We start from the raw sequence: 26488 nt of genomic DNA on the forward strand, positions 1-26488 counted from the left end.
ACTGTTTCAGAACATGAGAGCACGGAGAGTTAAAGCCGCCAAATGGTACGGATACGAAAAATCAGATGCTGCCCCCCTCCGAGATGCTGAAACCCACATCAATTTGCTGTGAACCACTCTGCTCGCCCCGGATCCTCGCCAGCAACAGCGCCGCAGCCTCACGGCCCATTCTCTCACGCGGGGTCAGTACCGTTGCCAGCCGTGGGGTCACCACCTGAGTAATATCATGACCATGAAATCCGGCTATCGCCATCTCTTCAGGTATGCGCAGCCCCTGGCGCTGACATTCAAACATGGCACCGACAGCAAGGTCATCATTGGTACAAAACAGGCTGTCGGTGTCCGGATAACGACGCTGCGCTGCCAACAGCAGGGTGATGCCAAGGCTGAATGACGAAGCATCTTCCATCATCACGCTGCGAGGCTCCAGCCCGGCTTCGCGCATGGCCATTTCATAGCCCTGATATTTCAGCAGGGTGCGCTCATCCAGCCTGGCACCAAGATAAACTGTCCGACGGTGTCCTTTCTGCACAATGGCGCGGGTCATCTGACGCGCCGCTTCGACATTATCAAAGCCAACGGCCAGATCGAGACAGGGAGAAACGCAGTCCATCATCTCCAGTACCGGGATCCCGGCGGTCTCAATCATGCGTAAGCTGGCAGGCGTATGGGTGCGCTCAGTGAGGATCAGTCCGTCAATGTTCCATCCCAGCAACGAGCGCATTTGCAGCTCCTCTTTTTCCGCGCTGTAACCAAAATGGCCCAGCATGGTCTGATAGCCCGCCGCATCGGTGATGCTTTCAATACCGCGCAGTACGTCAGCAAACACCTGGTTAGTCAGCGACGGTAACAGCACGCCAATCGCACGGCTGGTGGCATTAGAGAGGATATCGGGCGCACGATTAGGGATGTAGCCCAGTTCATCCAATGCCGCAGCAATGCGGCTTTGCAGGGCAACAGACACCTGGCCGGGATTGCGCAGATAGCGGCTGACGGTCATCTTGGTGATGCCGACACGATCGGCAACGTCCTGTAGCACCGGTCTTTTTTTCTTCATTATTTTATGAAAGTCAGGGGGAGATGGCAGGAGTGTAACAAAAATGGTGTGGAAACGGTGAAGGGTGCAGCAAACTGCACCCAACGACCTCAGACAGGGGGCAAATCGAACAACAGAATTTCCGCATCGCTCTCAGCAACGATGGCAAGACCTGGCTGGTCCCAGACCGCGAAGGCATCGCTACGTGACGCCTGCTCGCCGTTAAGGCTGATGTTTCCCTTTACCACCTGGATCCAGACCCGGCGGCCGGCTTCAACCTGCACATCCCCTTTCTCGCCCTGCTTCAGCGCCCAGCGCGATAAGGTCATATCCTGAAAGACCTGAAGCGACCCGTCACGGGCATCCGGCGACAGCACCAGCTGACGTCCCTGCACCTGGTCGAAGCGGCGCTGTGCATAACGTGGTGCCAGACCGGTTTTTTCCGGGATAATCCAGATTTGATACAGATGCAGCGGCACATCCTTGCTGGCATTGTACTCAGAGTGACGCACGCCGGTTCCCGCGCTCATAATCTGAAATTCACCGGCCGGGATCTGCTCTTTGTTGCCCATGCTGTCCTGGTGCTCCACCGTACCGGAGAGCACATAAGTGAGGATCTCCATATCTTTGTGCGGATGGGTGCCAAAGCCCTGCCCTGCATCAATCACATCTTCGTTAATCACCCGCAGCGCTGAAAAGCCCATAAAGTTAGCATCATAATAATCGGCAAAGGAAAAGGTATGCCAACTGTCCAGCCAGCCGTGGTTAGCATGACCGCGCTCTTCTGCTTTACGTAAATAAATCATCTGCAATCCTCCTCAACATGTGTGTCCAGTCTGAACCGCTTGAGATCCGGATGATAGCGGAGAAAATTGTCTCCTCTGTTCAAATTATTCGATGAGAAAAGCGAGGAATAATCAATGTGGCAGAGGCCGGTAAACGCAGGGCAAAAAAAAAGCCAGCATTTATGCTGGCTAAATAATACTGGAAGCAATGTGAGCAATGTCGTGCTTTCCTGACAGGCCCGTGAAGTCCTCGCCGGGAAAGCACGACAATAATAATCATTATCATTCGCACTTGTAAAGTTTTTCCGGGGAATTTTTTTCTTGAATTAAAACTGAAAACCCCTGATCTTGAAGAGGATTATTAACCATATGGAGAGAGAAGATGAGTGAGATCGTAATCCGTCACGCTGCCCCGGAAGATGCCAGCGACCTGCATCGCATCCTCAGCCAGCCGGAGACTTATGCCAATACGCTACAGATCCCTCACCCCTCTCTGTCACTTACTCATTCACGTCTGGCGGAGCTACAACCGGGTAAACAACGGCTGGTGGCCTGTATTGACGAGGTGGTGGTCGGCGATCTGGCCCTGGAGGTTAACAGCCGCGCCCGTCGTCGCCATACCGCCTCTTTTGGCATCTGCGTGGACAGCAACTATCGTCAGCGCGGCGTGGCCAGTGCCCTGATGCAGGAGATGGTCAGCCTGTGCGATAACTGGCTTTCCGTCACGCGTATCGAACTGACGGTGTTTGCCGATAATCAACCGGCCATCCGGCTTTATCAGCGTTTTGGTTTTGAAAGCGAAGGGCTGGCTCGCCGCCATGCGATGCGTGACGGCCAGCTGGTGGATACGCTGTATATGGCAAGACTGAAAGAATAATCAGCTAAAATATTGCCCGTGTTAAAACCGGCAATATTATCACTGCTGACAGACGGGATGATTCGCCAGAATAAACCCAGAATTTTTTGTACAGATGCAACGACAATGCACCCTTTTTAACTAAGGGTGCATTTTTTTAGCAAAAGAGCATTAATAACCGGCGGTCAGATCGTCAATCGTTCTGGGATCGGATGCGCCGTAAAGGGTACCATCCGGACCGATCATAATGCTCTGCGAACTGCCCATCGCAGGCAGCACTTTTACATGCTGACCTTTCGCTTCCAGCAGCTTCAGGGTATCCGGGCTGAACCCTTTTTCCACCCGCAGCTGATCCGGCAACCACTGATGATGGAAACGCGGCGCGGCGGTAGCTTCCGCAATGTTCATACCATAATCAATGCTGTTCACTACCATTTGCAGCACGGTGGTGATAATCCGGCTACCGCCGGGGCTACCCGTCACCAGCCAGGTTTTGCCATCTTTCGCCACAATCGTCGGTGACATGGAAGAGAGCGGACGTTTGTAAGGCTGTACCGCATTGGCTTCGCCTCCCACCAGACCATAGACGTTTGGCGTGCCCGGCTTGGCGGAGAAGTCATCCATCTCGTTATTCATCAGAATACCGCTGTTCCCCGCCACGATGCCGCTGCCAAAGTTGGTGTTCAGCGTGTAGGTGACCGCAACCGCATTACCCTGCTTATCCACCACCGAGAAATGGGTGGTCTGATTACTTTCGTAAGGCGCAAGCTTGCCTGGCTTGATCTCCGCAGAAGGACGTGCCTTATTGATATCAATCTGCTGTGCCAGAGATTTCGCGTAAGCTTTGCTGGTCAGCGCCTGTACCGGCACCTTCACAAAATCGGGATCGCCCAGATATTCGGAACGGTCGGCATAGGCATATTTTTCTGCTTCCGCTGTCACCTGCATCGCATCGGCGCTACCAAAGCCCATTTTTGCCAGATCGAAGTTCTCAAGAATATTGAGGATCTGCACAATGTGGATCCCGCCGGAAGACGGAGGCGGCATGGAGTAAACCTCATAGCCACGGTAGCTGCCGCTAACCGGTTTGCGCTCTACGGCTTTGTAGTTAGCCATATCCGCTTTATCAATCAACCCGCCGTTGGCCGCCATCTCTTTGGCAATCTGCTCAGCAATCGCCCCTTTGTAGAAAGCATCCGGTCCCTGCTTCGCAATCAGCTTCAGGCTGTGCGCCAGATTACGCTGCACCAGCTTTTCACCGCGCAGGTAAGGCGTACCATCCGGCTTAAAGAAAATGGCTTTGCTGTTGTCATGGCTGAGCAGGACTTCCTTACCGTAGACCTTCAGATCGTCGGCCAGCGACTCGTTGACCACAATCCCTTTGTCAGCCAGCCTGATCGCCGGTGCAATCAGCTTACTGAGCGGTAAGGTGCCATATTCTTTGTTTGCCAGTGCAAAGCCTGCCACCGTGCCGGGTACGCCGGAAGCCAGGTGAGAGGTGAGAGATTTTTTGCTGTCGGCGTTGCCCTGAGCATCGAGGAACATATCGCGGCTGGCTCGGGTTGGGGCCATTTCGCGGAAATCAATTGAGGTGGTATGGCCTGACGCGGTGCGGATCATCATAAAGCCGCCACCGCCAAGGTTTCCGGCCTGCGGATGCGTTACCGCCAGCGCGTAACCGACCGCCACTGCGGCATCCACCGCGTTGCCACCCTGTTTCAGGATCTCCACGCCGACCTGCGTGGCGGTAGCATCGACCGATGCCACCATGCCGTGCTGCTCCTTCACCGGATGAAAGGTATCGGCACCGACGCCATATGATACCGGTGGTGCCGTCTGGGCCGCCACTGCGCCCTGCCAGCACAACAATCCGGCCATTACGGGTCCGGCAATCCGCGCTATCTGTCCTGTCATTTTCACCTCTTGTTATATCCTGAATCCCTCTGATTACAGGAAGTCGATCACAGTCAGTAAGCCCCATCGGAAAAATTGTGATATGGGTGTGAAGCCTGTGCGCTCAATATGGAACAGGATGAATCGCTTAGGTTTATTTACCATTTGTCAGTGTGTATGAAATGTTAAAAATAGAAAAGCCCCCAGTCAGAACAAATTCAGATAGGTTGACCTGTGGCGATTATTGTTAATTCTTAGTGTAATTATCTGCCACAACAATTGCAGGCTGGCTGAGCTAACGCGTGGCTGAAAGCGTCAGCGAGAGGAAAACATGTCCTCTGCCAGTGAAGTTGCGACGCCAGTCAGCTACAGGGCTTCAGTCACGCGGTCATCGCAACGCGGTCACCATGATAAGTTTGTGTGATACAGCATAAATCAGTCTCCAACGTAGCGAACACACAGCAGGTCGGGATTCAAAATGGTCAGTGAGGCGACTGGTGGGGGAAAGAAAATATCAGCAACAGCCTTAAGCAGAAAAAATCATGATGATGGGCATACCCACCATCATCATGACAGGCGACAAAAAATATATCTGCAAAGCAGGAAGCAGAGTAGTTGCCATTATCAAAGGGGAGTGCAGTGAGAAAATGCTAATCTCAGACTATTTTAACCGGCACTTTTTCCCCTTCCGGCAAGGTCACCAGCAAAGCATTGGTAGTATCACCGTTCCCTGCCACCGCCGAGTAATCGGTGTAAACTTTTCCACCCCTGTTAAGGAAGTCACCCAGTTTCATTTTGGTAGTCACATGATCATCCTGAGCATAACGTTTTACTGAGCCGAGTGCTCCAGCCCCTACCATAACATTTAAAGACGGAACACCCAGATTATGTGCACTCTCTTTCCGAGGCACGTAGGCACGGGCTTCATCCGGACGGAAGCCATTACTGCGAGCAAATGGATTAGGTGCCAGCTCTTCGTGCATCTCAATTAATGCACCTGAATGTGGGTTACCTGCCATCATACCATCTTCATCAACATAGCTTTTGTGCGTCGTTCTGTAGACCGGTGTGCTGGAACTCAGCCCAAATCTCTTCATTGGGTCATGATTGTTAAGAAATTTTTTTCTCTCTTTGCTGGAAAGCTGATAAACAGAAGTCAGCCTTTCACCACTAGGGCTGCTTGCGGCACTGGAATGAGCAGGAGAGTGCCGAACCGGCGTTGAATTCGCCGAAGATTGTGCTGAACCATATCTGGGCGTTGATGAAGGACTGTAAACATGATGAGACCCGGAGGAACCACATACGTTACCCATAAACTTACTCCTTATTCTGAAAGTTAAACTGTTTTTTTATACCGCTGGCTGTTTTCACTGTTTCTTCGAATATCCTCCTCATCTCAACATTATCAACTTCGATTAATGGCACTCTGGTGTGAAGCACGCCGATGTTGTCCTCGTCGATTCCCAGCGTCAGAAAAGGTTTTCTGAGGCTGAACTGATTAAGAGAAAGTAACTCTTTTAATACTTCTTTTTTTAAATCAGGGCAGCTTCCAAGCTCCGCAACGAAATAAATCCACCGAGTGTCATCCTGGTAAACTTTAATCGATATGTTGCTTTCAAATGTGAAGCAATAAACCTCATCATCGTGACTTTTTTCATCAAATGGCGCTACGCCATAGTCCTTAACCAGCCCGTCAATCAGGCGATCAAATGCGTTTTTCATTGATTCTCTCCGGTTTTATATTCAGTGTGAGTGGGCTTTATTTGCTGTCTGGTTCCAGTGAAAAATGCTGTGATAGCGCATTGAGTTGAGCAAACATAAATCAGAGCCGATGACTGATTGATAAATGGCATGCTGTCGCGCAACCATCCTCGTCTAAAATAACTATTAATTACATGAAGTTAAAATAAACCCATAAAGAAAAATAATGTTTAACTTGCAGTAGGAAAAATGTTCTTTTTTGGCAGGATTTTTTATTTGAGATCGCTTGCATTAATAACGATATCAATGATTATCGCTGTTGTATGCTTAGATGTTTTGCTACTGATTATTATTTGCATTTATGTTGTTATATAAATACCAGACAACTAATACATCAGGCAAAAAATTCAGATAAAAGGAAGATTTAAAAATCTGTCACTGGCATAAACTATCTGAAATGCGGAAGGAGATCAGATGATGAAATGGCTACTTATTTTTACCGTGCTGGCGCCACTGAGTGGCATGGCTAATATGCTGGATAACAGTAATGAGCCGAATCAACCGGGCTACAATCCCAGTACTCAACGTCTGCAACAGCGGATGCTGAGCCAGCAGTCACAGCAAAAACTGAAGTTGCAACAGGATCAGCAGCGGCAGAGCCAGGATCTTCAGCGAAAAGTGCAGGAACAGCGCGACAGCGCCGCTCAGCAGGTCCTTAAATCACAGCCGGGTAACCAGCCACCGGTGGTGCAACAAAACAGTACCAAACAATAAACGAAGTGGCAGTGCCAATACGTAAAGGTAGTGAGTTGCTCCCGGTTACGGCAGCGCTATAACCATGTGGCCCAGGGAAGGGCCAGAAACAGTATCAGGCCTGTTTAACCTGGCTGGCGGCAAAATCCGGCCCCAGCAGGTCGATGCGATCGGTACAGATGGCATCAACGCCCCAGTCGAGCAATTGTTTCGCCCTCTCCGGCGTATTCACCGTATAAACCAGAATCCGCAGTCCTGCCGCCTTAACCTCGGCCACCCGTGCCCGGGTCAGAATTTTATGGTTGAAGTGAACCGAGACGCACGCCAGCTTTTCCGTAATTTCCCGCCAGTCGTCATGCCATTCATGCAATAACATGCCGCGAGGTAATTCAGGTGCCGCCTTCATCGCCGCATCCAGCGCGGTGAAAGAGAAGGATGAGAGCAGCGGAGCCGTTTCACCCTGCCACAGCTGCCGTGCGGCCAGCGCCACCGTCCGACCGGTTTCCGCTTCCAGTCCGGTGGTGGGCTTGATCTCAATGTTGACCATCATCTGATAGCCTGCACAACGCGCGGCCACCTGGGAAAGCAGCGGCAATGGCTCTCCGCTAAATGCATTGCTGTACCAACTACCGGCATCCAGTTGCAGCAGTTTTTCCCACGGCAGTTCACCGGCAATCCCCCAGCCGTTACTGGTTCTGTCGAGGGTGTCGTCGTGTAGCAGGAAGATTTCACCGTCCAGCGACAGCTTGACGTCAAATTCAACCATTTTGTGCCCCAGTTTCGCCCCGGTATCGATACCGGCCAGCGTGTTTTCCGGGGCCAGTTTGCCACCACCGCGATGGGCGACAATGGCGGGATAAGGCCAGCTTTTTTCAGTCATTCAAGACGATGTCCATTTTGAGTATCAAAAAAGTGTAGTGCGTCTGCCGGAAGATGCAGCCACAGCGTGCTGCCGGGCGCGGGTCGCTCAACGTGCGGTAGCCGCACCACCACACTGCTGCCGCCCCATTTTCCATGAGCCAGATTATCCGCGCCCAGCAGTTCCAGCGTTTCCACCACCAGGGGTAGACCGCCCGACTGTCGGTCAGAAAGCTTAATATGCTCCGGACGGATCCCCAGGGTCAACGACCGGCCAGCCCATTCAGCTTTAACCTGCGGCAGCGGAACTGCGAAATCACCGCTCAGCGTCAGCAGCTGGCCCGCATCGTTCAGCCTGCCATCCAGCAGGTTCATCGACGGCGCGCCAATAAAGCTGGCGACAAAACGGGTGGCCGGTCGCTCATAGATCTCAACCGGCGTCCCTGATTGCTCCAGCACACCATTGTTCATCACCATCACCCGCTGCGCCAGGGTCATGGCCTCCACCTGATCATGGGTGACGTACAGACTGGTGGTCTTCAGGCGGCGATGCAACTGCTGAAGCTCAAGACGCATCTGTACGCGCAGACGGGCATCAAGGTTAGAGAGTGGCTCATCAAACAGAAAGACCGCAGGTTCACGCACAATGGCACGCCCCATTGCCACGCGCTGTCGCTGTCCACCGGACAGCTCTCGCGGGCGGCGGTGCAGCAACGCTTCCAGTTCGAGGCTTCTGGCCACCTCCTGTACGCGCTGGCGAATATACTCCCTGCCCATACCGCGAATCTTCAGCCCCCAGGCCATGTTCTGTTCCACACTCATATGCGGATAGAGCGCGTAATTCTGAAACACCATAGCGATGCCGCGATCTTTCGGCTCCAGCGTGGTGACCCGCTGACGATCAATCCAGATATCACCGCTGCTGACCTGCTCCAGTCCTGCCACCATGCGCAGCAGGGTGGATTTTCCGCAGCCGGACGGCCCGACGATCACCATAAATTCCCCATCAGCCACGCTAATGTTAAGCGGTTGAATAATATTATTTTTTCCGTCATACGACTTGGTGACTGCCTGAAATTTTATCCCTGCCATATCTTATTTCTCGCTCTCTACCAGTCCGCGCACAAAAGCGCGCTGCATCACTAAAACAATCACCACCGGCGGCAACAGGGTCAGCAGCATAGCCGCCATCACCAGATTCCATTGCGTCGATCCGTCACCGCTGCCGATCATGCTGCGAATGCCTGCCACCGCCGTGCCCAGTGACGCATCATTGATAATCAGCAGCGGCCACATGTACTGGTTCCAGCCATAGATAAATGTAATGACGAACAGCGCGGCCAGGTTGGTCTTTGACAGCGGCAGGACGATTTCGCAAAAGAAACGCATCGGGCTGGCCCCGTCGATACGTGCCGCTTCAACCAGTTCGTCTGGCAGGGTCATAAAAAACTGGCGAAACAGAAACGTCGCCGTGGCGGAGGCCATCAACGGCAGGGTCAACCCGCTGCAGCTGTCCAGCATGTTGAGCCGGGAAACCACTTCCACCGTGGGGAAAATACGTACTTCCACCGGCAGCATCAGGGTGATAAAAATCATCCAGAAAAACAGTCCACGCAGCGGGAAGCGAAACCACACCAGCGCGAAAGCGGAAAGGATGGACACCACTATTTTCCCGCTGGTGATGCTCAGCGCCATGATGGCACTGTTGAGCAGCATCAGGCCAAAGGGCGCGCCATTTTGCGCCACGCCGTGTTGCCAGATGGCGGTGATGTTGCTCCACAAATAGCGGCCAGGGATCAACGTCATGGGCACCTGAAACACCTCGCTATTACTCAGCGTGGCCGCGACAAAGGCAACCCACAACGGGAACAGCACCGTCAATATCCCCAGCACCAGCATGATATGACTGAAAATATCCAGCCCGCGTCGGTTTTCAATCATTGGTAACGCACCCTTTTTTCAACGTAGCGGAACTGGACAACCGTCAGAATAATCACCAGTACCATCAGCACCACTGACTGCGCCGAGGATGAGGAGAGATCCAGACCCGCGAAGCCCTCGCGATAAATTTTATAAATCAGGGTGGTGGTCGACTGCACCGGGCCGCCGCCGGTTGCCGCATCAATCACCGGGAAGGTGTCAAAGAAGGCGTAAACCACATTCACCACCATCAGAAAGAAGCCAACTGGCGTTATCAGCGGCAGTGACAGCTGGAAAAAGCGGCGTACCGGACCGGCACCATCAATGGCAGCCGCTTCGATAAGTGATTTTGGGATCGACTGGAGTGCGGCAAAGAAAAACAGAAAGTTGTAGCTCATCTGTTGCCAGACCGAAGCCAACACCACCAACAGCATCGCCTGCCCGCTGTTCTGGGCGTGATTCCAGCTGTAGCCCGCCTGTGCCAGGAAATGGGTAATCAATCCCTGGCCGGGGCTGAACAGAAACATCCACAGTACGGCGGCGACGGCAGGAGCAACCGCATAAGGCAGTAAAAACAGCGTTTGATAGAGGCGTTTCAGGCGCAGGACATAGTCGACCAGCGCGGCAAAAAACAGCGAAATCACCAGTCCCACCACCGTCACCAGCCCGCTGAATACCAGGGTTGTGCGAAAGGAGTCGAGATAGTATCGATCGTCGGTCAGGCGCAGGAAGTTTTCCAGACCCACAAAGCTGCTCGACAGGCCAAAAGGATCGACACTTTGCACCGAATACCACAAGGCTTCTCCGGCGGGCCAGAGAAAAAAGACCAGGGTAATCAGCAGCTGCGGCAACATCAGCAGGTAAGGCAGCCAGCGTGAACGAAAAACGGGGCGGGAAGAAGACATAACGGGCACTCTTAACGGCCGGCGGCATCCCCTGCCCCGGCGCACAGGTCGCAGGGGCAGGGGATCCGGGCTTACTGTTTCACCGATTGTTGAAAACGACGCAGCAGCAGATTGCCACGGCTCACCGCGTTATCCAGCGCGACCTGAGGCGTCAGCGATCCCGTCCAGACCCCTTCCAGCTCCTCATCTATTACCGCGCGAATCTGCGGCATGTTGCCCAGGCGCATTCCTTTGGTGAACGGCAACGGCGGCTTGTTCAGCATCTGGCGGGTGGCGGTATCCGCACCAGGATTCTTGTCGTAGAAGCCCTGTTGACGGGTCAGCTGATATGCCGCCGTCGTGACGGGCAGATAGCCGGTTTTCTGGTGCCATTCTGCGGCAATCTCAGGCCGGGCGAGGAACTGCATAAATTCAGCCACCCCTTTGTAGGTCGCCGCATCTTTACCCTTAAATACCCACAGACTGGCACCGCCAATCAGCGCATTTTGCGGCGCATCTGGCACGCTGGCATCGTAAGGCATCATTCCCACGCCATAGTTGAATCTGGCGTAGTGACGGATATCTGCCAGCGAACCGGAAGAGGCGGTGGTGATGCCGCAGTCGCCGTTGTAGAACTTGGCTGTGGACTCATCCTTGCGGCCAAAGTAGGTGAAATCCCCTTTTTTATTCATATCGGCCAGCATCTGGATATGGCGGATCTGAACCGGCTGATTGAATTCCAGCACTGCATCGGTGCCGTCAAAGCCATTGTTCCTGGTCGCCACCGGCAGACCATGCCAGGCGCTGAAGTTTTCGATCTGGATCCAGCCCTGCCAGCCGCTGGCATAGCCGCATTTCATACCGGCTTTGCGCAAGGCTGCGGCATCGCTCTGAAGTTCCTGCCAGGTTTTGGGAGGCTGGTCAGGATTCAGTCCGGCCTTTTTGAAGGCGTCTTTGTTGTAATACAGCACCGGCGTAGAGCTGTTAAACGGCTGTGAAATCAAATGACCGCTGGCATCGCTGTAATAACCTGCGACGGTCGGGACAAACTGAGATTCATCCAGGCTGATGCCCGCGTTTTTGAATACCTCATGCACCGGCACAATCGCTTTCGAAGCCATCATGGTGGCGGTGCCGACTTCATAAACCTGAAGAATAGCGGGCGCTTTACCGGCACGCACTGCGGCGATGCCACCGGCCAGGCTTTGCTCGTAGTTGCCTTTGTAGGTCGGCACCACTTTGTAATCCGGGTGGGCGTCGTTAAAGCGTTTCGCCAGGGAATCGACTTCCACGCCCAGCTCGCCCTCCATAGAGTGCCAGAATGGGATCTCGGTGACCGCCAGCGCGTGGCTGCTGAAAGTCAGCCCTAACAAGGCAGCGAGTGTGGTTTTGCGCAGTAAGAAGGATGTCATGTCGGTTTCCTGTACCCGGTGTTGTTCGCGCGCAAGGGCGCAATATTGTCCGGCAAGCAACATGACATGTAAAAATGACGGAAAAATAGCAGGTCTGTGACAGTGATATGACATGCGGATGACGGCGCGCATCGCCGTCATTAAGCGGGTGGGTGGATGCGCCGGTGTACCGCTGTCGCTAAACGCGCCTTTTCGCCTTAATTATTCGAAATCATACGTTTTGTAGAAATCAATTCTTTGCCGGTAAAAATTAATCATGCACTGGCTGTAAATTCCCTGATAAGCGGGCGAGTCTTTAATCAGCTGGCTTGCAAAGGCAAAACATTCATTTCTGATATAACCGTCATAGAATTCTTTCGCTTTACTGATTCCATTTATAACGTCGTCATAATTTATAAAATCTTTTTTATTTAAGTTGATGTTTTTAATAAAAGCAGTGTATGCATTGTTATATTCTCTTTTCTTTTCCATTTCTGAAGAGTGTAAACAGGCAGACACTTCTTTAACAGGTGAAATATTCAGACAGCGCTTACTGTCATCGTTTTGCATGATAATATCTGAGGATAATACCGGGAAAGATATTAAGGGTATGAGACATAACGACACTGAATATTTCATTTATTTTCTCTGCCTGATATTTTTTCATCCATAACCAGACCACAAGGCTCACTGACTGATACATCCTGACGACAAATGGCAACACTGGGTCCGTCAACAGGTGGCATGGCTGTCTGATGGCTGGCCTGGCCACTGGAAATCACCAGGTAATTTCTCCGGTATCGCGGAAAAAAAGAATGAAATGTCCTCTTTCGTTTTCCACTTCTACTAACAGCGTCCATTGATCAAAATTGATATCCTTATCTGATTCTGCCTCTGGCTGTCTCAGTATAAATTTATATTTTCCGGAAGAGAGCTCATAGCCACGGAGATTACGCCCAACACCAGTGGTAATGGTCATACCTGTCGCTGTAAGCTTTTTATTATCCTTTTTATCAACAATGATGGCTGTGATATTTTCGCAATCAACCGGCATGGTACATTTGTCATCATAAATATAAATATCATACCGTTGGCTGATAAAGGTTCTGGAATTGTGCAACACATCACCATCTGATAATACTGAAAATGAAACTGATAAGAAAATAAACATTAATAAAAAAAATCTAAGTAGCATTATGATTTATCCTTTAAATATCCCAGACGGCCTCTACTACTTTCATAGCTCATCAAATATTTATCATTTTCTATTAAATAAATAACATCAAATCTGTTATTTTTTTCGAAAAATTTTACCATGTTTTTTGACAAAACACCTTGATACTTCATATCAACAAAAACATCTTTTACTTTCTTATCAAGTTTATTCCAGGATTCAGATCCTGAATTTTTATATTTATTATAAAATCTTATAGCATCGTACAAATAGTTCCTGTAGACATTTTCAAACAACCGCAGCTGTTGAGATTCTGTTATTTCTCCTATTGAATCTTTATTAACTTTGACAAACTCATCAGCACGACAGTGAGTTAGTTTGCTACCAGCTGAAATTTTAATTGCTTTTTCTGTGGGTATTCCTGCCAAAATCAGATAGCTAAGGGCCTCCTTCTCTGATCTTCCTCCCAGATCAAAACCCCTACCAATAGTCACACCCGAAGCATTTTTTCCACAAGCCGGAGAATTACCTGGCCAGTGAATCTTACGTGAATAGTATCTGCTACCACGAAAATTATTACCTTCTGCTCTGAACGTTAACAATCCTTCTTTTGGCTCCAGCATAGCCTGTCTTCCTTGTCATCTAATGCCATTCATTGGCAACCCTGGGATATTACAGTCTGTTTTTAATTTTTTATTTGAAGTCAGTCAACTTATTGCATTCAGGATGACGTCATTTTTGGTGTCTGATTTACAGATAATCATTCTCATCATCAATAGATGAGTTATCAACTTTAATTCACTAAAATTGACAGACATACATTCAAAAAGTTCTGAAATTATTATTAATTAAAACCTGTCAGAAAGATAGAAAACAATCCTCCCTTTATAAAAGTCGATCATACACTTGTTATATGCAGACAGAAAATCCGCAGAGTATTTTTCCTGCAACAGTGAGCTGGCTGAACATTCTCTGACTATATATTTTTCCCAGTAGTGGCGACTCTCTTTCTTTTTCAATGCAAAAGATTAAATTAAAATCATGATGACAGTCATGGATTGCCTGATGGATACATCAGGTGAATTGAAAATTGAATATAATCATTCATTCGACTAATTTATAAAAAAGATAAATGCTCCGGATAAAAAACCTTATGACCGGGCGCAATTAACACAAAAAGTGCGAAAAGCAAAAAATGGATGGGATCTTTATCTGAAAAACGAATGTGAGGCTGAAGCCCTTGTTTATGAAAAGGACAGCGTGGGCTACATCACCACTTACCATGAGTGTTTAAGTGTAAAACTAAGAGACAGAATTTCTTATTACAGAAACAATCAGTATTAACAGAGCATTCAGCCAGCAACAGACTGATTGACCTGCAATCCGACAGGGTATCACTGAGCAATGTTCTCACTACATTAATGTGGGTTAGCCAGCTACAGCTGTTCGATGGTGATATATGGTGAGCACCAGCAGCCAGGGAAACTCCGGAGCCAGAAAAACCGGCCCCGGACGTGAAGGACTATCCCCCCAGATAAGCGCTGCGCACCGCTTCATTCGCCAGCAGCGCATCACCGGTATCTTCCAGCACCACATGACCGTTTTCCAGCACGTAGCCACGGTCAGCCAGTTTCAGTGCCTGGTTGGCGTTCTGCTCAACCAGGAAAATGGTCATCCCCTCCTGGCGCAGCTGCTCAATGGTGTCAAAAATCTGCTGGATAATAATCGGCGCAAGCCCCAGCGATGGCTCATCCAGCAGTAATAAACGCGGTTGACTCATCAGCGCACGGCCTATTGCCAGCATCTGTTGTTCGCCACCGGACATGGTGCCGGCACGCTGCACCCGACGCTCGTAAAGACGTGGAAACAGCTCGTAAACACCTTTGATGCGCGTCTGATACTGCTGACGATCGGCAAAGAAACCGCCCATCGCCAGGTTCTCTTCCACCGTCATGCGGGAAAATACCCGCCGACCTTCCGGAACAATGGCGATCGCCTCGCGCATGATACGCGCCGTTTGCCAGTCGGTTATCACTTTGCCGTCAAAGCTGATGGTGCCTTCGCTGGCGCGTGGCTCACCACAAAGCGTACCAAGAATGGTGGTTTTTCCGGCACCGTTGGCACCAATCAGCGTCACTATTTCACCCTGATTGATATGCAGGCTGACGTTATGCAGCGCCTGAATCTTGCCGTAATGCGCGCTGACATTTTGCAGAGAGAGCATGGTCATCTTATGCCTCCCCTAAATAGGCGCGGATCACATCCGGATTGTTACGGATAGCCTCCGGTGTGCCCTGAGCCAGCGGCGTTCCCTGATTAACCACATAAATGCGGTCTGAAATACCCATAACCAGTTTCATATCGTGTTCAATTAGCAATACCGAGACGTTATGTTCGCCTCTCAGTTCAGCGATCAACTCATCCAGTTCGTGCGTCTCTTTCGGGTTAAGCCCCGCCGCCGGTTCGTCCAGCATCAGGATCTCCGGCTGGGTTACCATGCACCGGGCAATCTCCAGACGACGCTGCTGGCCGTAGGCCAGATTACCCGCCTGGCGATTGGCAAGCTCCAACAGGCCCACACGCTGTAACCAGCTGGCAGCCCTGTCAAGCGCTTCACTTTCTGCTTTACGGAACCCCGGTGTTTTCAGCAATCCGGCGAACACGCCACTTTTCAGATGCTGATGCTGTGCCACTAACAGGTTTTCAATCACCGTCATTTCACGGAACAGACGGACATGCTGGAAGGTGCGCACAATGCCCATGCGGGCAATTTTCTGGCCTGGCAATCCTGCCAGCTGCCGATCGCGCAGTGTGATGCTGCCACCCGTCGGGCGATAGAAACCGGTCAGACAGTTAAACACCGTCGTTTTACCTGCACCGTTTGGTCCGATCAGCGAAACAATTTCCCGCTCTCTTAATTCCAGCTCAACGTTGTTAACGGCGAGCAGGCCACCAAAGCGCATCATCAGGCCATTTACGGCCAGTAAAGGCTGGGTCATGGCTGCTCTCCTTTTTCCACATTTTTCAGCTTCAGATGCGGACGTTTCATCGGCAACAGTCCCTGTGGCCGCCAGATCATCATCAGCACCATCAGGGCACCTAGCACTAACATGCTGTATTCATTCAGATCGCGCATTAGCTCGCGGGAAACCACCAGCAGAATGGCGGCAAGGATCACCGCAAACTGCGATCCCATGCCGCCCAGGACAACAATCGCCAGCACAAATGCCGACTCTGCAAAGGTGAAGGATTCCGGGCTGACGAAGCCCTGACGCGCGGCAAAGAGAGATCCGGCAAAACCGGCAAAGGCCGCACTGATGGTGGATGCTGTCAGCTTGATGCGGGTAGGGCTGAGGCCAAGCGAACGGCAGGCAATCTCATCTTCACGCAGTGCTTCCCAGGCCCGACCCAACGGCATACGCAGCAGACGATTGATCACAAACAGGGTGACCACCACCAGCAACAACGCCACCATATAGAGGAATATGATGCGATCGCTGGGGTTATAGGCCAGACCAAAGAAGTTACTGAAGGTATCCCAGCCGCCGTCACGCACGCTGCGGTTAAATTCCAGGCCAAACAGCGACGGTTTCGGGATCTGGCTGATGCCGTTCGGACCGCCAGTGATATCCGTGTTATTCAGCAACAGAATTCGGACAATCTCACCAAAGCCCAGGGTCACAATCGCCAGGTAGTCTCCGCGCAGTCGCAGCACCGGAAAGCCCAACAGCAAACCAAACAGCGCCGCTACCAGACCGGCCAGCGGCAAACACTGCCAGAAGCCCAGACCGTAATAGTGATTCAGCAAGGCAAAGGTATAAGCGCCAATGGCATAGAATCCGCCGTAGCCCAGCACCAGAAGACCGGAAAGCCCGACCACCACATTCAGCCCCAGGCCCAGCATCACGTAGATGAGCGTCAGCGTGGCAATATCCACCGTGCCGCGAGAAACCAGGAAGGGCCAGATGACAGCAGCAATAACCAGCGCCAATAGCAGCATTTTTTGCTTTAAGGTCGAGCCATCAATTCCCGGCAAAACCATTGCCGGACCAGAGATCCCCTTCAGACCGCGCTGTAACAGAGGCCGTAACAGCTGGAAAATAAATACCACCGCGCAGCCGCCCGCAATCCAGTTCCAGCGAACACTGCCTGCGTTGTGAACCACCAGCTGCGTTCCGTCCAGATTCAGACGCATTCCCATAAAGAACGCCGCCAGCACCAGCAGCATCAGTGCTGAGGCGACGGCGTTGAGCAGGTTGAGATGTTTCATACTTTCTCAACCTCCGGACGACCAAGAATACCGGTAGGCATTACCAGCAACACCACGATCAGCAACGCAAAAGAAACCACATCTTTGTATTCAGTGCTTAAGTATGCCGACGTCAGCGCTTCGGCAATGCCAAGGATCAGACCGCCCAGCATCGCCCCCGGAATGCTGCCGATGCCGCCCAGAACCGCAGCGGTAAAGGCTTTCATTCCGGCCATAAAACCGATATAGGGATTAATGACACCGTAGAACTGACCCAGCAGTACGCCCGCCACCGCTGCCATCGCCGCGCCAATCACAAAGGTCAGCGAGATAACGCGATCGGTATTGATGCCCAGCAGGCTGGCCATTTTCAAATCTTCAGCACAGGCACGACAGGCGCGGCCCATACGGGAATAACGAATAAACAGCGTCAGTGCCAGCATGGCAAGGAATGTTACCGACCAGATAACAATCTGCATGGTGGAAATTGTGGCAGCAAAACCATTACTGACGGCCAGCGTCCAGCGCCCGGTAATCAGTCCTGGCAGGGCTAAATCACGCGATCCCTGCGTCAGGCTGACGTAGTTTTGCAGAAAAATTGACATACCGATGGCGGAGATGAGCGCAATCAGGCGTTTGGACGAACGCACCGGCTTATAGGCCACACGCTCAATACTCCAGCCGTATGCGCTGGCAATGACGATCGCAGCGATAAAACCAGCACCCACCAGCATCCAGCTGACGTCGATACCGATCATCATCAGCCCGGCGATCACCATAAAGGAAACATAGCTGCCGATCATATATACCTCGCCGTGAGCGAAGTTGATCATGCCAATAATGCCGTAAACCATCGTGTAGCCAATGGCGATCAACGCGTAGGTGCTACCCAACGTCACGCCATTGAACATTTGTTGCAGAAAATAGAGAAACTGCTCGGACATACCTGATACCTTACTTCTTGCCACCCTGGCGGTGAGTAACATGTTGTTTATCCTGAAAACTGCCTCAGAGAATAACCACATAGGAAACGGTGAACATCGTGTAAAACGGGCGACATTGACGTCGCCCGGGCTGATTTTATTATTTCACTGCGGAAGACGACCCATCGGCATGCCATTTGAAAATGCCGAACTCAAACCCTTTCAGATCACCTTTATTGTCCCAGCTCAGGTCGCCCATCACCGTCGGGACAGGCGCGCCCTCTTTCAGGTTTTTAGCGATATCTGCTGGCTCGGCGCTTTTACTGCGCTCCATTCCGGTGGTCAGCGCCTGTAATGCCGCATAGGTGGTCCAGACAAACGGCCCGGTTGAATCAAGCTTCTTCGCCTTCAGTGCATCAACAACGGGTTTATTGGCAGGAACCTGGTCATAGCGCTTCGGCAGGGTGACCAGCATCCCTTCAGAGGCCGCTCCGGCGATATTAGACAGTGAGGAGTTGCCCACGCCTTCCGGGCCCATAAACTGGGTTTTCAGGCCCGCAGCACGAGACTGACGCAGGATCTGGCCCATCTCCGGGTAGTAGCCGCCAAAATAAACGAAGTCGATATTTTCTTTTTTCAGACGTGCGACCAGCGTAGAAAAATCTTTATCGCCCGCGGTGATACCTTCAAACATCACCACATTGCCGCCAGATTTTTTCAGGCTGTCCTGCACAGAACGCGCCAGGCCTTCACCGTACTGCTGTTTGTCATGAATGACCGCAATGCGCTGCGGTTTGATTTCGCTGAGAATGTATTTCGCGGCAGTCGGGCCCTGATCGGAGTCCAGCCCGGTGGTACGCATGATCATTTTGTAGCCACGGGTAGTCAGATTGGCATTGGTGGCCGCAGGGGTGATCATCAGCACGCCTTCGTCTTCGTAGATATCAGAAGCAGGCTGGGTGGAAGATGAACAAAGATGACCAATTACGTAGCGAATACCATCGTTAATGACTTTGTTAGCAACGGCAACCGCCTGTTTTGGATCGCAGGCATCATCGTATTCCACGCCGACCAGTTTGTCGCCGTTAACACCGCCTTTAGCATTGATATCTGCAATTGCCTGCTTCGCACCGGTAAATTCCATATCACCATATTGTGCAACCGGACCAGACATCGCGCCCACAATGGCAACTTTGATGTCTTTCGCGATGGCTGCATGGCTCAGCGCCATCGCCACGCAACCAGCCAGCAATGCGCTACCTTTACTGATTTTCATCCTGAGTACCCCATCTGTTGTGTTTGTACTTATCTTCAGCCGTGTCCCGCAGAAAACGCTTTCGATAGAAAGGGTTAGCGGGGTTTATTATGAGTTTTAGCAATAAGGCTTTAAAATTCAGGTTATTAAACAGGAATTTTCTTCTGTAAATCAACTGACATATTGATAAATAGTCGTTTGTGGCAGGATAATTATCTGATATTAACGCAGCATTACGGAGCGATTTTACAGCGAAATATGCTGGTTATTAGCCAGGCAATTAGTGTTTATCTTCAGGTTTAATCATTCAGAAGACAGATTGCTTTGTTTTCGTACAAAAAAGTTCCGCGTCTGTACAGGGCTAAATTCGCTACAATATGCCTTTCGCTTTTCTCCGGTATCAAACATGAAACTGACCATCATCAGACTGCAACATTTTTCCGCCCAGGATCGTCTCGATCTGGCTAAAATCTGGCCCGATGCCGATCTGCTGAAAACAGAAGAGGCGCTGAATGAACAGCATCGACTGTACGCTGCAAAATTCAATGAGCGTCTGCTTGCTGCGGTGATCGTGATGATAAAAGGCAATTCAGCAGAAATGCAGGATTTTATGGTGCGTGAGGTAACACGTCGCAGGGGGGTAGGAAAATATCTGCTGGAGGAGGTTATGGCACAGAATGGAGAGATCCACCGCTGGTGGATTGCTGATACCAACTGCAACGAAAGCGATGCAGCAACCGCTTTTATGCAGGCGGCGGGATTTAAAACCGAGGCAGGTGGCTGGGCCTGGCAGCAAAACTGAATAACGCGCTGCTTTAAGGCGGATCCTGCTCACTGGCGGCTGTGACTTCGCCACGCTACAGACATGCCAGAACGTCAGAAACAGAAAGGGCGACCTCTGGTCGCCCCGTTTTTTACTACCGCCGCTTATGCTTCTATAGCAACACGCAGTTTCTTCATCGCGTTCTTTTCAAGCTGTCGCACACGCTCAGCAGAAACGCCATATTTATCAGCAAGTTCCTGCAAGGTGGTTTTGTTCTCTTCATCAAGCCAGCGGGCGCGAATAATATCCTGGCTACGTTCGTCAAGCCCCTGCATTGCATCGCTCAGCTTATCTGCTGCGTGACTGTCCCAGTTGTCATCTTCAATACCACCGGCAAAATCAGAGGACTTATCCTGCAAATAGAGCATCGGAGCCATGGAGCGGCCTTCGCCTTCATCGTCAGGCGTCGGATCAAAGGTCATATCCTGAGCCGCCATCCGCGATTCCATCTCCAACACGTCTTTACTGGTTACTCCCAGTTCACGGGCCACCATTTCCACTTCATCCTGGTTGAACCAGCCCAGACGCTGTTTGGCTTTACGCAGGTTGAAGAACAGCTTGCGCTGAGCTTTGGTGGTCGCCACCTTAACAATACGCCAGTTACGTAAAACGTATTCATGGATCTCGGCTTTGATCCAGTGGACGGCGAAGGAAACCAGACGCACACCCACTTCCGGATTAAAACGGCGCACCGCTTTCATCAGGCCAATGTTACCTTCCTGAATCAGATCGGCCTGCGGGAGTCCGTAGCCGGAGTAGTTACGAGCGACATGAACAACAAAGCGCAGGTGAGACAGAATCAGCGTTTTGGCTGCTTCCAGATCGCCCTGGTAATGCAGCCGTTCAGCCAGCGCTTTTTCCTCTTCTGCCGTCAGCACAGGCCGGGCATTGGCGGCCCGGATATAAGAATCCAGGTTACCTAAAGGAGCAATAGCTAAAGTTTGCATTTCTTTGGTCATTCAAACCCTCTCTGTATTAAGCAATGTTGCCACGCATTTCCCTGCACGACCGGTAAGACTACGCGAATGGCAGGAAGAAGTGAAAGCAATCTGTGCTGAATTCGACTACAAAGTTATCCACAAGTTCATTATTACGGGTGGATATTTTACACACAATCTGAGGCAGGGAAAATATCTGAAGACATAATGAAAAGATGGCATTCCTCTGCGACACAGTGCTGTGTAACAGAGGAATAGTATATCAAAAGATATGAATAAAGGATTACTGCGGCGTAAATCGACGTAAATGTTGCACCGTGGCCAGCCACGCGGCAATCCAGCCTATCATTGCGGAGATTAACAGCAGCAGCAGGCTTTCGTCCCGGGCAAGGCCTTGCAAACGGAAAGTGGTGCCAAATACCGCCGCAACCTGGGTGACGACCGACTCCAGGCGGAATACCAGCACCTCAGACAAGACCAGTGAGAGCAGCGCCCCGGCGAAGCCCAGCAGTGCGCCGCCATAGAGGAAGGGACGCAGGATAAAACCATCCGTTGCCCCAATCAGTTTCTGCACGTTGATGGTATCGCGGCGGGCAAAAATGCTGAGGCGCACGCTGTTGCCAATAACCAGAAACACCGCAACAATCATCAACACGCCAATCATTGCTGCCACCTGCCCCACCAATCCGGTCAGCGCAGCCAGACGGGCAAACCAGCTGTCGTCCATCTTCACTTCATCCACACCCTGAGTTTTCGCCACCCGCTCACGCAGGTTATTCATGGTGTCAGAATTCTGAAAATTCAGTTTGGGTGTAATGATCGCCACCGCAGGCAGTGGGTTCTGCTCCAGCATATCCATTGCACCGCCAAAACCCGACCAGTTACGGAATTCACCCATCGCTTCTTCACGCGAGAGGTAATTCACTTTTTCCACGCCCTCTTCTTTCTTAAGCTGCGCCACGACGTTTTCTGCTGCATCATCGTCCAGCGTTTTGCTCAGATAAACCGTCAACTGCGGGGCTGGATACCACTGCTCCGCTGCCTGACTGACGTTTTTCCAGACCATAAAGCAGACGCTGGGCAGCGTCAGGGAAATGGCAATGACCATCACCGTCAGCAGGGTTGCCAGTGGCTGACGCCACATGTCAGAAAGCGCACCTCGCAGCGCATAGCGCCACTGCTCCTGCCAGCCCCCTTTCAACGCTTTGCTTTTAGAAGGCTGCTTTTGTCTGGCCGCTTTCGGTGCCGCCGGCCGTTTATTACGTTTATTTACCACCCAGGCCTCCATGCAGATGTCCCTGATTAAGCGTCATCAGACGATAGTTGCGCCGGGCGATCAACGCCTGATCATGGGTCGCCATCAGTACCGTAACGCCAACGCGGTTAAACTCTTCAAACAGACGCAGGATCTCTTCGGACAGCGCGTCATCCAGGTTGCCAGTGGGTTCATCTGCCAGCAATACCGTAGGTTTATTCACTACCGCACGAGCGATTCCCACCCGCTGCTGTTCACCCCCGGAAAGCTGAATGGGAAAACTTTTCGCTTTATCCAGCAGCCCTACTTTATCCAGCGCCGCCGAGACACGACGACGTATATCCTCACCGCTGGCACCGGCAATAATCAGTGGGATAGCGACGTTGTCGTACACTGAGCGATCCATCAGCAGATGATGGTCCTGAAAAATCATCCCTATCTGTCGGCGCAGGAAGGGCACCTCACTGTTTTTCAGGCGGCTGATGTCATGGCCGCTGAACCAGATACGCCCGGCGCTGGGGCGTTCAATGCCACAAATTAGCTTCAGCAGGGTGCTTTTTCCGGCCCCGGAATGGCCGGTCAGAAACGCCATTTCTCCAGGTTGCAAATGAAACTCCACCCCCTGAAGCGCTTGCCGACCGCCAAGATAAGCCTTACTGACCTGTTCAAAGCGAATCATGCGCATTATCCTCTCGGGCAAAAAGTGCCTCTATAAAATCGTCAGCCTTAAACGAACGCAGATCGTCAATACCTTCACCCACGCCGATATAGCGAATGGGGATGCCGAACTGATCGGCAACCGAGAAGATTACGCCACCTTTCGCGGTGCCATCCAGTTTGGTCAGGGTGATACCGGTCAGGCCCACCGCCTCATGGAACAACTTCGTCTGGCTGATAGCATTCTGTCCGGTGCTGGCGTCGATGGTCAGCATCACTTCGTGGGGAGCCTGATCATCCAGCTTTTTCATCACACGGGTGATTTTTTTCAGCTCTTCCATCAGATGCGATTTGTTTTGCAGGCGGCCAGCGGTGTCGGCAATCAACACATCCACCTGACGCGCTTTTGCTGCCTGTATGGCGTCAAAAATGACCGAAGCTGAATCCGCGCCGGTATGCTGAGCAACCACCGGAATGTTGTTGCGTTGTCCCCAAACCTGCAATTGCTCGACGGCAGCGGCACGGAAAGTGTCTCCGGCCGCCAGCATCACTGATTTACCTTCTGCCTGATACTGTCTGGCGAGCTTGCCGATGGTGGTGGTTTTACCCACCCCATTAACCCCCACCATCAGGATGACGAACGGCGTTTTGCCGCTCACCTCCAGGGGAGCCTCTACCTTAGCCAGAATTTCTGACATCTCCTGCTTCAGCAGGCCATAAAGGGCTTCGGCATCACGCAGCTGTTTGCGGCTTGCCTGCTGGGTAAGATGAGTAATGATACGCCGGGTGGTTTCCACCCCAACATCAGCTATCAGCAGCTGTTCTTCCAGTTCGTCGAAGAGGTCGTCGTCGATTTTTTTACCACGAAACAGCCCGATAAATCCGGAACCGAGGTTCTGACGGGTTTTAACCAGGCTACGTTTGAGGCGGGCGAAGAAGCCCTCTTTGGTCGGACGCTGCTGCTCTGCTGTTTCGCTAACCAGTACTGCTGCCGGTTCATCGATATCAATCTGCTCCCCGGAAGTCAGAACCGTAGTTTGCTGTTCTGTCGGCAGGTATAAGCTGTCAGGCTCAGTGACAGCCTCCTCATCCGGTATTAACTGCGGGGTGGGCTGGCTCACCTCCACCGCAGCTTCAGAAGGATGTTCCTCTGACGCTTTTTCGGTTGCAGTGGCTTCCTCTGACAGTGTTGCGGCAGGCGTTGTCTGAACGTCATCGGTCTGCGCAGGCAACGGTGTGACCGCTTTTAATTGCGCAGGCGGCGTTTCCACCCGCTCCTCGACCTGTTCGGAAACGCTATTCGGTTGGTCAGCGTCAGCATCGACATGCGGCTGTCTGAGTGGTTCACGATTAGCGATCTCTTCAGTCGGTGCTGACTCATCGGTGCGCCGTTCGGTTTCAGCGCTGGCGGGCGTGGTGGCGTCAGTGAGTTGTGCCGCATCGGACTGTTGCTGCTCTGACGTCTCTTTCTTTTCTTCCTGCGACGTTGCTTCATCACGCCCTAATCCCAGCCAGGAAAAAAAGCCACGTTTTTTATTTTTTGCCATGGTACAACCACACTCCTCGCGGGGAAAAAATCGTCAGGTCTCTGAAAATCATCTCAATCGCTAAGTCTAACACTTTACGGCTGGCGCAACACAGCACCCTTTTTACGTTTCCTCCGCACGGAGCGCGCGTTAAACTATGCAACAAATTATTAAGAGCTCAGCAGCATGACGAAAAAAAACCGCAATGGTGGCCCAGGTCAAATCCGCATTATTGGTGGCCTGTGGCGCGGCAGAAAACTCCCGGTTCCTGACAGCGCCGGACTAAGACCCACCACCGATCGCGTTCGTGAGACGCTGTTTAACTGGCTGGCGGCAGATATTCAGGGCGCACGTTGCCTCGATTGTTTTGCCGGTAGCGGCGCGCTGGGACTGGAAGCGCTGTCGCGTCACGCGGCTTCAGCCACCCTGCTGGAGCTGGAAAGACCGGTCGCGCAACAACTGGAAAAAAATCTGACAACCCTGGGTGCCACCACCGGCAAGGTTATTAATACCAACGCGCTGCAATATCTGGCTCAGCCGGGTGAACCTTACGATTTGGTGTTTATCGATCCCCCGTTTCGTAAAGGTCTGCTGGAACAAACCCTGTCACAGCTTGAGTCTGGTGGATGGCTGTCGGATCAGGCGCTTATCTACGTAGAAAGCGAAGTGGAAAACGGTATACCGACGGTGCCTGGCCGCTGGCAGCTGCACCGTGAAAAGGTTGCCGGACAGGTCGCGTATCGTTTGTACGTTCGCCACACCTCAGAAAAGGAACAACACCATGCTGATTAATCTGGGAAGGCTGTTAATGGTCTTCGTCTGGGCTTTTTTGCTGCTCAATCTGGTTCATCCGTTTCCCAAACCCCTGAAATATTTTGTTGATGTTGCGTTGTTTTTTATGGTGGTTATGCACGGACTGCAACTGGTGCTGATGCGCGCCACGCAACCTAAAACAGGGCCAAAATTAAGCCCTTTAACGCAAACCAAAATCTTCTTTTTTGGCGTCTTTGAACTGCTGGCCTGGCAGAAAAAAAACCTGCCGAAACAGTAGCTGCTGAGAAAAACCTGCCGAAAAAAGGGGAAATGTGGCGCTCTTTTTTCGGCAGACTTCCTTACTGGTTAACAGGGCTGAACGAGATAAACCGCGTTCCCTGGAGCTGTAATTTGCCCCTTGCCCCTTCATCAATCTGCTGATAATCACGCTTTGTTAAAACCAGCCTGAAATCTCCAGCGCCATTCAGCGGGTGAAACCAGGCTTCATAGCGCATCTCCTCGACGGGGATTACATCCCGCTGGCGGGAGCGGCGATTCGACACCGGTGTTTCCCTTCTTGCCTTGACTTCCACCGGCAGTGAACGAACCGGGGATGCATCGTTGACCGCCACTTCCCGGCGCTGCCTGATAAACTGGCGCGTTGCCAGGATGGCAATAACCGCCAGGATGGCTAAGAACAAAAATGGTGGTTTCATACAGTCTCTCTTTGGTCTTATCGGATAAAAAATGTCGGTTTGACCGATTGGCAACAGCCAGCTTACCGGGAAAATTTCTGGTTTTCAGCCCGCAATCGCCGTGAGTTGCCAGGCTCACACTTTGTATAACGAAGGTATTTGC

The 26488-nt window shown here is 51.7% G+C and carries 28 protein-coding genes; 5 read left to right on the forward strand and 23 right to left on the reverse strand.

Features of this window, described 5'->3' with window-relative positions; genetic code table 11:
* Window positions 1-61: 61 nt before the first annotated feature.
* Both gntR and BG55_RS03100 read right to left on the reverse strand, forming a co-directional pair.
* On the reverse strand, window positions 62-1057 hold the full coding sequence (gene gntR / locus BG55_RS03095; RefSeq protein ID WP_034934255.1) for a gluconate operon transcriptional repressor GntR: 996 nt from the start codon (window positions 1055-1057) through the stop codon (window positions 62-64).
* An 89-nt stretch (window positions 1058-1146) separates the two neighbouring features.
* Window positions 1147-1842 (reverse strand): pirin family protein, encoded by a 696-nt coding sequence (locus BG55_RS03100; RefSeq protein ID WP_034934257.1) that lies wholly within the window; start codon window positions 1840-1842, stop codon window positions 1147-1149.
* A 361-nt stretch (window positions 1843-2203) separates the two neighbouring features.
* Here BG55_RS03100 and BG55_RS03105 point away from each other — a divergent pair, with 361 nt between their 5' ends.
* The gene (locus tag BG55_RS03105; RefSeq protein ID WP_034934258.1) at window positions 2204-2698 is read left to right on the forward strand and encodes a GNAT family N-acetyltransferase; all 495 of its coding nucleotides are present in this window, start codon (window positions 2204-2206) and stop codon (window positions 2696-2698) included.
* A 150-nt stretch (window positions 2699-2848) separates the two neighbouring features.
* Here the strand turns inward: BG55_RS03105 and ggt are convergent, their stop codons facing one another.
* The 3 genes from ggt to BG55_RS03120 form a co-directional block, all read right to left on the reverse strand.
* A complete protein-coding gene (ggt, locus tag BG55_RS03110) occupies window positions 2849-4591 on the reverse strand; it encodes a gamma-glutamyltransferase (protein ID WP_034934260.1) in 1743 nt (580 codons plus the stop codon).
* A gap of 635 nt (window positions 4592-5226) precedes the next feature.
* Window positions 5227-5883: an AvrPphF family type III effector gene (locus BG55_RS03115; protein WP_034934261.1), complete on the reverse strand. Its 657-nt coding sequence runs from the start codon at window positions 5881-5883 to the stop codon at window positions 5227-5229.
* Between the two features lie 4 nt (window positions 5884-5887).
* Complete coding sequence (locus BG55_RS03120) at window positions 5888-6292, reverse strand: CesT family type III secretion system chaperone (RefSeq protein ID WP_034934263.1); 405 nt, start codon at window positions 6290-6292, stop codon at window positions 5888-5890.
* 453 nt (window positions 6293-6745) lie between these two features.
* On the opposite strand from BG55_RS03120, the gene BG55_RS03125 reads away from it, so the two are divergent.
* Window positions 6746-7045: a DUF2756 domain-containing protein gene (locus tag BG55_RS03125; RefSeq protein WP_034934264.1), complete on the forward strand. Its 300-nt coding sequence runs from the start codon at window positions 6746-6748 to the stop codon at window positions 7043-7045.
* A 94-nt stretch (window positions 7046-7139) separates the two neighbouring features.
* Here the strand turns inward: BG55_RS03125 and ugpQ are convergent, their stop codons facing one another.
* From ugpQ to BG55_RS03190, 13 genes are all read right to left on the reverse strand, one after another.
* Complete coding sequence (gene ugpQ, locus BG55_RS03130; RefSeq protein ID WP_034934266.1) at window positions 7140-7904, reverse strand: glycerophosphodiester phosphodiesterase; 765 nt, start codon at window positions 7902-7904, stop codon at window positions 7140-7142.
* Window positions 7901-8974, reverse strand: coding sequence for a sn-glycerol-3-phosphate import ATP-binding protein UgpC (locus tag BG55_RS03135; RefSeq protein ID WP_034934268.1), 1074 nt, complete (start codon window positions 8972-8974; stop codon window positions 7901-7903). The genes ugpQ and BG55_RS03135 overlap by 4 nt, the downstream gene beginning before the upstream one ends.
* A gap of 3 nt (window positions 8975-8977) precedes the next feature.
* Window positions 8978-9823, reverse strand: coding sequence for a sn-glycerol-3-phosphate ABC transporter permease UgpE (gene ugpE, locus BG55_RS03140; RefSeq protein WP_034934270.1), 846 nt, complete (start codon window positions 9821-9823; stop codon window positions 8978-8980).
* Window positions 9820-10707, reverse strand: coding sequence for a sn-glycerol-3-phosphate ABC transporter permease UgpA (gene ugpA, locus BG55_RS03145; protein ID WP_034934272.1), 888 nt, complete (start codon window positions 10705-10707; stop codon window positions 9820-9822). Before ugpA ends, ugpE begins: the two co-directional genes overlap by 4 nt.
* Before the next feature lie 71 nt (window positions 10708-10778).
* Window positions 10779-12098 (reverse strand): sn-glycerol-3-phosphate ABC transporter substrate-binding protein UgpB, encoded by a 1320-nt coding sequence (gene ugpB, locus BG55_RS03150; protein ID WP_034934274.1) that lies wholly within the window; start codon window positions 12096-12098, stop codon window positions 10779-10781.
* A 201-nt stretch (window positions 12099-12299) separates the two neighbouring features.
* Window positions 12300-12647 (reverse strand): hypothetical protein, encoded by a 348-nt coding sequence (locus BG55_RS03155; protein WP_052018661.1) that lies wholly within the window; start codon window positions 12645-12647, stop codon window positions 12300-12302.
* A gap of 208 nt (window positions 12648-12855) precedes the next feature.
* Window positions 12856-13272 carry a hypothetical protein gene (locus BG55_RS03160; RefSeq protein WP_152542601.1) on the reverse strand — a complete coding sequence of 139 codons (417 nt, stop codon included), beginning with the start codon at window positions 13270-13272 and terminating at the stop codon, window positions 12856-12858.
* Window positions 13272-13874, reverse strand: coding sequence for a pesticin C-terminus-like muramidase (locus BG55_RS03165; RefSeq protein ID WP_034934278.1), 603 nt, complete (start codon window positions 13872-13874; stop codon window positions 13272-13274). The genes BG55_RS03160 and BG55_RS03165 overlap by 1 nt, the downstream gene beginning before the upstream one ends.
* A gap of 899 nt (window positions 13875-14773) precedes the next feature.
* Window positions 14774-15481: a high-affinity branched-chain amino acid ABC transporter ATP-binding protein LivF gene (livF, locus tag BG55_RS03170; RefSeq protein WP_034934280.1), complete on the reverse strand. Its 708-nt coding sequence runs from the start codon at window positions 15479-15481 to the stop codon at window positions 14774-14776.
* Window position 15482: 1 nt separating this feature from the next.
* The gene (gene livG / locus BG55_RS03175) at window positions 15483-16250 is read right to left on the reverse strand and encodes a high-affinity branched-chain amino acid ABC transporter ATP-binding protein LivG (protein WP_034934282.1); all 768 of its coding nucleotides are present in this window, start codon (window positions 16248-16250) and stop codon (window positions 15483-15485) included.
* Window positions 16247-17521 carry a high-affinity branched-chain amino acid ABC transporter permease LivM gene (locus tag BG55_RS03180; protein ID WP_034934284.1) on the reverse strand — a complete coding sequence of 425 codons (1275 nt, stop codon included), beginning with the start codon at window positions 17519-17521 and terminating at the stop codon, window positions 16247-16249. The genes livG and BG55_RS03180 overlap by 4 nt, the downstream gene beginning before the upstream one ends.
* A complete protein-coding gene (gene livH, locus BG55_RS03185) occupies window positions 17518-18444 on the reverse strand; it encodes a high-affinity branched-chain amino acid ABC transporter permease LivH (RefSeq protein WP_034934348.1) in 927 nt (308 codons plus the stop codon). Before livH ends, BG55_RS03180 begins: the two co-directional genes overlap by 4 nt.
* A 139-nt stretch (window positions 18445-18583) precedes the next feature.
* Window positions 18584-19699, reverse strand: coding sequence for a branched-chain amino acid ABC transporter substrate-binding protein (locus BG55_RS03190; RefSeq protein ID WP_034934287.1), 1116 nt, complete (start codon window positions 19697-19699; stop codon window positions 18584-18586).
* Between the two features lie 385 nt (window positions 19700-20084).
* Here BG55_RS03190 and panM point away from each other — a divergent pair, with 385 nt between their 5' ends.
* Window positions 20085-20480 (forward strand): aspartate 1-decarboxylase autocleavage activator PanM, encoded by a 396-nt coding sequence (panM, locus tag BG55_RS03195; RefSeq protein ID WP_034934289.1) that lies wholly within the window; start codon window positions 20085-20087, stop codon window positions 20478-20480.
* 125 nt (window positions 20481-20605) lie between these two features.
* Here panM and rpoH read toward each other — a convergent pair whose 3' ends face one another.
* The 4 genes from rpoH to ftsY all read right to left on the reverse strand — a co-directional run bounded on the left by rpoH (window position 20606) and on the right by ftsY (window position 24898).
* Entirely contained in the window at window positions 20606-21460 is an 855-nt protein-coding gene (gene rpoH / locus BG55_RS03200; protein ID WP_034934291.1) for an RNA polymerase sigma factor RpoH, read from the reverse strand.
* 262 nt (window positions 21461-21722) lie between these two features.
* Window positions 21723-22715 carry a permease-like cell division protein FtsX gene (ftsX, locus tag BG55_RS03205; protein WP_034934350.1) on the reverse strand — a complete coding sequence of 331 codons (993 nt, stop codon included), beginning with the start codon at window positions 22713-22715 and terminating at the stop codon, window positions 21723-21725.
* Window positions 22705-23373, reverse strand: a complete 669-nt coding sequence (gene ftsE, locus BG55_RS03210; protein ID WP_034934294.1) for a cell division ATP-binding protein FtsE — start codon at window positions 23371-23373, stop codon at window positions 22705-22707. The genes ftsX and ftsE overlap by 11 nt, the downstream gene beginning before the upstream one ends.
* Window positions 23360-24898, reverse strand: a complete 1539-nt coding sequence (gene ftsY, locus BG55_RS03215; protein ID WP_034934296.1) for a signal recognition particle-docking protein FtsY — start codon at window positions 24896-24898, stop codon at window positions 23360-23362. The genes ftsE and ftsY overlap by 14 nt, the downstream gene beginning before the upstream one ends.
* 165 nt (window positions 24899-25063) lie before the next feature.
* Between ftsY and rsmD the strand changes: the two genes are divergently transcribed.
* Together rsmD and BG55_RS03225 are read left to right on the forward strand one after the other, a co-directional pair.
* Window positions 25064-25669, forward strand: a complete 606-nt coding sequence (rsmD, locus tag BG55_RS03220) for a 16S rRNA (guanine(966)-N(2))-methyltransferase (RefSeq protein ID WP_034934298.1) — start codon at window positions 25064-25066, stop codon at window positions 25667-25669.
* A complete protein-coding gene (locus BG55_RS03225; RefSeq protein WP_034934299.1) occupies window positions 25659-25928 on the forward strand; it encodes a DUF1145 family protein in 270 nt (89 codons plus the stop codon). The genes rsmD and BG55_RS03225 overlap by 11 nt, the downstream gene beginning before the upstream one ends.
* 61 nt (window positions 25929-25989) lie before the next feature.
* Here the strand turns inward: BG55_RS03225 and BG55_RS03230 are convergent, their stop codons facing one another.
* Window positions 25990-26346: a DUF2500 domain-containing protein gene (locus tag BG55_RS03230; RefSeq protein ID WP_034934300.1), complete on the reverse strand. Its 357-nt coding sequence runs from the start codon at window positions 26344-26346 to the stop codon at window positions 25990-25992.
* Window positions 26347-26488: the final 142 nt, after the last annotated feature.

The organism is Erwinia mallotivora (assembly GCF_000590885.1).
GTDB lineage: Bacteria > Pseudomonadota > Gammaproteobacteria > Enterobacterales > Enterobacteriaceae > Erwinia > Erwinia mallotivora.

What these genes read in the sequence shown, in the direction of transcription:
- ggt (WP_034934260.1), bottom strand. Translation starts at nt 4,591, where the DNA reads ATGACAGGACAGATAGCGCGGATTGCCGGACCCGTAATGGCCGGATTG.
- ftsY (WP_034934296.1), bottom strand. Translation starts at nt 24,898, where the DNA reads ATGGCAAAAAATAAAAAACGTGGCTTTTTTTCCTGGCTGGGATTAGGG.
- panM (WP_034934289.1), top strand. Translation starts at nt 20,085, where the DNA reads ATGAAACTGACCATCATCAGACTGCAACATTTTTCCGCCCAGGATCGT.
- BG55_RS03120 (WP_034934263.1), bottom strand. Translation starts at nt 6,292, where the DNA reads ATGAAAAACGCATTTGATCGCCTGATTGACGGGCTGGTTAAGGACTAT.
- rpoH (WP_034934291.1), bottom strand. Translation starts at nt 21,460, where the DNA reads ATGACCAAAGAAATGCAAACTTTAGCTATTGCTCCTTTAGGTAACCTG.
- BG55_RS03160 (WP_152542601.1), bottom strand. Translation starts at nt 13,272, where the DNA reads ATGCTACTTAGATTTTTTTTATTAATGTTTATTTTCTTATCAGTTTCA.
- ugpQ (WP_034934266.1), bottom strand. Translation starts at nt 7,904, where the DNA reads ATGACTGAAAAAAGCTGGCCTTATCCCGCCATTGTCGCCCATCGCGGT.
- BG55_RS03225 (WP_034934299.1), top strand. Translation starts at nt 25,659, where the DNA reads ATGCTGATTAATCTGGGAAGGCTGTTAATGGTCTTCGTCTGGGCTTTT.
- BG55_RS03100 (WP_034934257.1), bottom strand. Translation starts at nt 1,842, where the DNA reads ATGATTTATTTACGTAAAGCAGAAGAGCGCGGTCATGCTAACCACGGC.
- BG55_RS03135 (WP_034934268.1), bottom strand. Translation starts at nt 8,974, where the DNA reads ATGGCAGGGATAAAATTTCAGGCAGTCACCAAGTCGTATGACGGAAAA.
- BG55_RS03115 (WP_034934261.1), bottom strand. Translation starts at nt 5,883, where the DNA reads ATGGGTAACGTATGTGGTTCCTCCGGGTCTCATCATGTTTACAGTCCT.
- livG (WP_034934282.1), bottom strand. Translation starts at nt 16,250, where the DNA reads ATGACCCAGCCTTTACTGGCCGTAAATGGCCTGATGATGCGCTTTGGT.
- BG55_RS03190 (WP_034934287.1), bottom strand. Translation starts at nt 19,699, where the DNA reads ATGAAAATCAGTAAAGGTAGCGCATTGCTGGCTGGTTGCGTGGCGATG.
- gntR (WP_034934255.1), bottom strand. Translation starts at nt 1,057, where the DNA reads ATGAAGAAAAAAAGACCGGTGCTACAGGACGTTGCCGATCGTGTCGGC.
- BG55_RS03105 (WP_034934258.1), top strand. Translation starts at nt 2,204, where the DNA reads ATGAGTGAGATCGTAATCCGTCACGCTGCCCCGGAAGATGCCAGCGAC.
- rsmD (WP_034934298.1), top strand. Translation starts at nt 25,064, where the DNA reads ATGACGAAAAAAAACCGCAATGGTGGCCCAGGTCAAATCCGCATTATT.
- BG55_RS03165 (WP_034934278.1), bottom strand. Translation starts at nt 13,874, where the DNA reads ATGCTGGAGCCAAAAGAAGGATTGTTAACGTTCAGAGCAGAAGGTAAT.
- BG55_RS03180 (WP_034934284.1), bottom strand. Translation starts at nt 17,521, where the DNA reads ATGAAACATCTCAACCTGCTCAACGCCGTCGCCTCAGCACTGATGCTG.
- ftsE (WP_034934294.1), bottom strand. Translation starts at nt 23,373, where the DNA reads ATGATTCGCTTTGAACAGGTCAGTAAGGCTTATCTTGGCGGTCGGCAA.
- ugpB (WP_034934274.1), bottom strand. Translation starts at nt 12,098, where the DNA reads ATGACATCCTTCTTACTGCGCAAAACCACACTCGCTGCCTTGTTAGGG.
- ugpE (WP_034934270.1), bottom strand. Translation starts at nt 9,823, where the DNA reads ATGATTGAAAACCGACGCGGGCTGGATATTTTCAGTCATATCATGCTG.
- BG55_RS03230 (WP_034934300.1), bottom strand. Translation starts at nt 26,346, where the DNA reads ATGAAACCACCATTTTTGTTCTTAGCCATCCTGGCGGTTATTGCCATC.
- BG55_RS03155 (WP_052018661.1), bottom strand. Translation starts at nt 12,647, where the DNA reads ATGCAAAACGATGACAGTAAGCGCTGTCTGAATATTTCACCTGTTAAA.
- BG55_RS03125 (WP_034934264.1), top strand. Translation starts at nt 6,746, where the DNA reads ATGATGAAATGGCTACTTATTTTTACCGTGCTGGCGCCACTGAGTGGC.
- livH (WP_034934348.1), bottom strand. Translation starts at nt 18,444, where the DNA reads ATGTCCGAGCAGTTTCTCTATTTTCTGCAACAAATGTTCAATGGCGTG.
- livF (WP_034934280.1), bottom strand. Translation starts at nt 15,481, where the DNA reads ATGACCATGCTCTCTCTGCAAAATGTCAGCGCGCATTACGGCAAGATT.
- ugpA (WP_034934272.1), bottom strand. Translation starts at nt 10,707, where the DNA reads ATGTCTTCTTCCCGCCCCGTTTTTCGTTCACGCTGGCTGCCTTACCTG.